Source organism: Lysinibacillus sp. NPDC096212 (assembly GCF_044763105.1).
Taxonomy (GTDB): domain Bacteria; phylum Bacillota; class Bacilli; order Bacillales_A; family Planococcaceae; genus Lysinibacillus.
Map to the genome: position 1 here is coordinate 1 of NZ_JBIWFQ010000060.1, position 4811 is coordinate 4811.

Consider the following 4811-nt stretch of genomic DNA (forward strand, 5'->3'; position numbering starts at 1 on the left):
CTTGAAAAAGCTGCCGCCTGCAAAATACAGACAGCAGCTTCAAAAGGTTGCTTAGCTTTTTTTCAAAATGTCCTTTACAAAGGGTACACTTTAAAATTCGAATCGGCTCTTTTGCATTGTAGACCAAATAAACTCGTTAGAATAGGTTCGATTTTTAAAAGAAAAGCTTTAAAACACAAGTAAGATAAAACAATGCTCAACTCAAAAATCTCATTTCGATTAAAAGTAAAAAACTAGTATACAAGTCCATGTATAGTTTTAAGTGCTTCATATTCTAATATAGAGCGCTCCCTAATACTAAAAAAATGAAAAGAGGGAATTTCTTTGAGTGATCAATCAGATATTCAAGTAAATCAAGTCGAACCTTGTCCAGTAACATCAACAGAACAAATACCATTAAATACTGCTACTACTCCAGTAGTCGCTACACCGTTAACGACTCCAACTATTAAAATTCCAGTTGTACTTGCAGAACCAACATTGCAAATTGCTGTGGAGGCAGATATTACGCTTACACCTGCAGCAACTGAAATCAAAAGAGTGAAAAAAAATGTATTCCTGAATCAAGTAAAACTAGTACCAGTTGCTTTTGCACGTATTGCTGGCACTGACTTTTTTAGGGTAACAAGAGCTAAATTATTTGTAGCGGGAAATATTCGCAAAAATATAGAATATGCTACAGCAGCATGTAACGCGGCACTCCAAGATAGAATTGCCGATGTTCCTTTTTCTGGTTTTACAGACCTTACTTTCCCACAAACAGTAGGGGGCCCTACTCCGATTTTAGGGATTTCTGAGTTTGCAGAAGCGAACTTCCTTAATGAAACTACGCAAATGGATGCTCGATTGGATAAAGCATTCTTCCAAAATCTAGTTAAATACAATGAACAACCATTTGGCGAGTTAGTAGCTGCAAACTTCTTTGAACTTGATTTTTCACCGGTTATGGCAGCACCAGAAGGCACTTTCGACACATTACGTGAAAAAATCGTGCTAGAGCTTACTGTAAAAGTATTGCAAGTTCAACAAATTCGCCTTGGAGCTGGCACTAATGTTATAACTCCTATTCTTACAGGGCTTACTCCTCCAGTTAGTCCGGTTATTACTCCACCTACTCCTCCTTCTAATCCTAGTTGTTAATCTCAGTTTTTAGGGGAGTATAACAGAGAAAGGGTATTTCGAGGGCACTGAAAAAATCTAAAATTTGAGTTGGCAGTTGAAAATTCGGTTAAATCGAACTTTCAACTGCTTTTTGTATTAAAAGAATGCTATTAAATAATTGAGTTGAAAACAAAAAAGTGGATAGATAAAATTTTGGGTGCTATCGTCTCTCAAACACATGGGATCTTAATTGCTACCTGAGATTTGGAAAGTACTCTGTGACAAAAGTGAAAATAAAGCATAATATGGATTGTAATTATAAGTGCAACACTTAGATCAAAATAAAAGTAGCTCATAGTGATGTTGTTTGACAATATTCGAAAAAAGGGGCATTCATTAAAAGCTATACACATCTATCATATATTCGAGCAAAAATAGAAGAAAAAGTGTTTAGCTGTTATCAAACATTAGAGAAAATGGAAATGGCAGTTTTTTACCAATCCCTATTCATCATGGCAACGTAAGTAAATGAAAACAGGTTACTTCGTGAGTTTTGCCTGAAGAAAATGATTTTGAACATGTCTCTCTTATCGTAGGATTTTACGGATCAAATGTTGCACAATATTTATCAAAAACATTATTTGGGAGTGAACTAATGCAAACTCCATGGATTAACTATAAAGTGATGAAAGAGATAAGTTCCGAACAAAAATATAATTGTCAAATTGAACCCAGCGAAATGGATCAAGCATCGCAACAAAATTCTCCTTATTCCGATTTTATAAATGATCTCTTTGATATAGAAAATGAAACCAGCCTTGCATCACATTTAGATTCCAATTATGAACTACTCATTCCTTGTGAAATTAATGTAGGGGATGAAATGAATGATCTTCTTGATACAGCCGATGTAGATGAAACCAAGCCTGTGGAAGAACAGAAATATGCATCTCATCTAGATTCTAATTGTGAACTACTCATTCCTTCTGAAACTAATGTAGGGGATGAAATGAATGATCCTCTTGATACAGCCGATGTAGATGAAACCAAGCCTGTGGAAGAACAAAATTCTGTAGCCCATTTAGATTCTCGTGAACTACTTATTCCTTTTGAAACGAATGTGGGGAGTGAAATGAATGATCCCCTTGATTCAGAAGAAACAGATGAAACCAAGCTAGAGGAAGAGCAGAATTTTGTAGCTTGTCTAGATTCCGATCGTGAACTACTCATTCCTTGTGAAACTAATGTAGGGGATGAAATGAATGATCCCCTTGATTCAAACGTTGCAGAAGAAACCAAGCCTGTGGAAGAACAGGATTTTGCATCTCATCTAGATTCCGATTGTGAACTACTCATTCCTTCTGAAACTAATATAGGGGATGAAATGAATGATCCCCTTGATTTAGAAGATGGAGAAGAAACCAAGCCTGTAGAAGAACAGGATTTTGCACCCCAACTAGACTCTAAACGTGAAATTTGCAGTCCTTCTAAATCTGATGTTGGAAAGAAAATAATATGTCTTATTGATACAGAAGAGATGGAGAATAACAATTTTACAGATCGTGTTAATGCATTTCCTGAGTCAGTACAAGGAAAAGTATATTCTAAAACCCAAAAAAGCCCATTCTCTACTCACGTAGAAATTGATGATTTTCTTCATGCTCCTATCTGTGGTGAGATTGTTAAAAATACATTTGATTTTCTTGATCCAGACAATCATCTTACTCCGCAATTTGAAACCAAACTATTTAGTACTACAACGGATTATCCTGAACAACCTGATTGTCGGTTGGTTCACTCAAAAATTAATCAAATTGTATTTTTAACGAAAACTGATACTTATGATAAAAATAATCTGAAGGGTAATCAGGCTAAATCAGTTGTAGTTTCCTTACATAACACACAATCAATTAATAAAGGAGAAACCAATCATCACTCTTACGGTTCCGATGACTTTATGCACATTAGAGCTCCAGTTGTAGTAGGGGAATATAAAATAGAAATAGGCCTTGAAGAGAATATCGTATTTGAAAAAGGCATTGTGGAAGTTAAAGATATCTCGAATGAGGTAGTATTAACCAATTGTAGATTCGTTCCTACTCAGTTTTCTCAATCATTAGGTAATGGGACATGTTCAGCATTGAGGGGGAATTTATTTATTGGAGGTTATATTCATCAGAGTATTGAATATACAGCATCTCACACTGGGAATGCAGTACCTGCACAAAATGGGTCATTAATTCATTCAAATCAAATGTGTCAAAACATAGTATTAGAAATAATCATTCATTTACTACAAGCACAGAAAATTCGAGTGCCAAAGTTCTAAAGGATATTTGAACTAATATCTCTGTTTAAAAAACTCTTTTTTAAAAAACTAGTGTATATGTCCATGTATGGATTAATTCCCTACATATTCTAGCGATATGAGTATTCTCATAAAAAAAATGAAAAGAGGGAACATTTTGAGTGATCAATTAGATAATCAAGTTAATCACGTTAGTAAAGTCGAACCTTGTCCAGTGGCATCAACTGAACAAATGCCATTAACTAGTGCTACTACCCCAGTAGTCGCTACACCGGTTACGGCTCCAACTATTAAAGTTCCAGTGGTACTTTCAGAACCAACACTTCAAATCGTTGTGGAGTCGGATATTACGCTCACTCCTGCAGCAACTGAAATCAAAAGAGTGAAAAAAAATGTATTCTTAAATCAAGTTAAATTAGTACCGGTTGCTTTTACACGTGTTGACAACACTGACTTTTTTGCGGTAACAAGAGCTAAGTTATTTGTAGCGGGACATATTCGCAAAAATATAGAATATGCTTCATCAGCATGCAATGGGGCGCTTCGTGATAGAATTGCTGATGTTCCGTTTTCTGGCTTTACAGACCTTACTTTCCCACAAACACCTGGAGGCCCTACTCCGATCTTAGGAATTTCCGAGTTTGCCGAAGCGAACTTCCTTAATGAAAAAACGCAAATGGATGCTCGATTGGATAAGGCTTTCTTCCAAAACCTCGTTAAATACAATGAACAACCATTTGGCGAGTTAGTAGCTGCAAACTTCTTTGAACTTGATTTCTCACCAAAAATGGCAGCACCAGAAGGCACTTTCAGCACATTACGTGAAAAAATCGTGCTGGAGCTTACTGTAAAAGTACTGCAAGTTCAACAAGTCCGCCTTGGAGCTGGCACTAATGTAATAACTCCTAATCTTTTTGGACTTACTCCTCCTACTAGTCCTTGATAATCTCTAATTTTTAGGGGAGCAGAACAAAGAAAAAAGGCAGTTTACTGCAAAAAAATGTAATCGAAAAATTAACCATGTAATATTAATTTGGCACTGATAAAAATCCAATATTCGAGTAGGCAGTTGAAAGTTAGGTTGAATCTAATTTTTAACTGCCTTTTTACAATTTTATAACCAAAGAAATTGATTTCTTTCGAGGGTTTATTGGGAGAAGCTAGAGAGTTGTAAAATGATGAGGGGAATAGCAGGTGTCTTAATTAAAATAAATGGATTAAGATGGATAAAATAGCTGTTTTTGGTTTTAGTGGAACGACCTATTAACAAGCAGGTACTCGATACTACGGTGCCTGTTTTTTTATTCGATGATTTGTCAAATTAAGTGCAACAATTGCTCATTAAAAGCCTCGTTTGCAGTTTTCCAACCAAGACATTTTCTTGGTCGGTTGTTGATATAGT

General features: G+C 35.6%; 4 protein-coding genes. All 4 read left to right on the plus strand.

What is annotated here, in order from left to right; all coding sequences use genetic code 11:
* Positions 1-183: hypothetical protein (locus ACIQ7T_RS27865; RefSeq protein ID WP_402875299.1), on the plus strand; the 183-nt coding region annotated here is incomplete at its 5' end.
* Positions 184-324: 141 nt separating this feature from the next.
* Complete coding sequence (locus ACIQ7T_RS27870; protein WP_370079449.1) at positions 325-1140, plus strand: CsxC family protein; 816 nt, start codon at positions 325-327, stop codon at positions 1138-1140.
* Between the two features lie 616 nt (positions 1141-1756).
* Positions 1757-3430: a BC_2427 family protein gene (locus ACIQ7T_RS27875; RefSeq protein WP_402875302.1), complete on the plus strand. Its 1674-nt coding sequence runs from the start codon at positions 1757-1759 to the stop codon at positions 3428-3430.
* Between the two features lie 136 nt (positions 3431-3566).
* Positions 3567-4352, plus strand: coding sequence for a CsxC family protein (locus ACIQ7T_RS27880; RefSeq protein WP_370079445.1), 786 nt, complete (start codon positions 3567-3569; stop codon positions 4350-4352).
* Positions 4353-4811 lie beyond the last annotated feature (459 nt).

What these genes read in the sequence shown, in the direction of transcription:
- ACIQ7T_RS27875 (WP_402875302.1), top strand. Translation starts at nt 1,757, where the DNA reads ATGCAAACTCCATGGATTAACTATAAAGTGATGAAAGAGATAAGTTCC.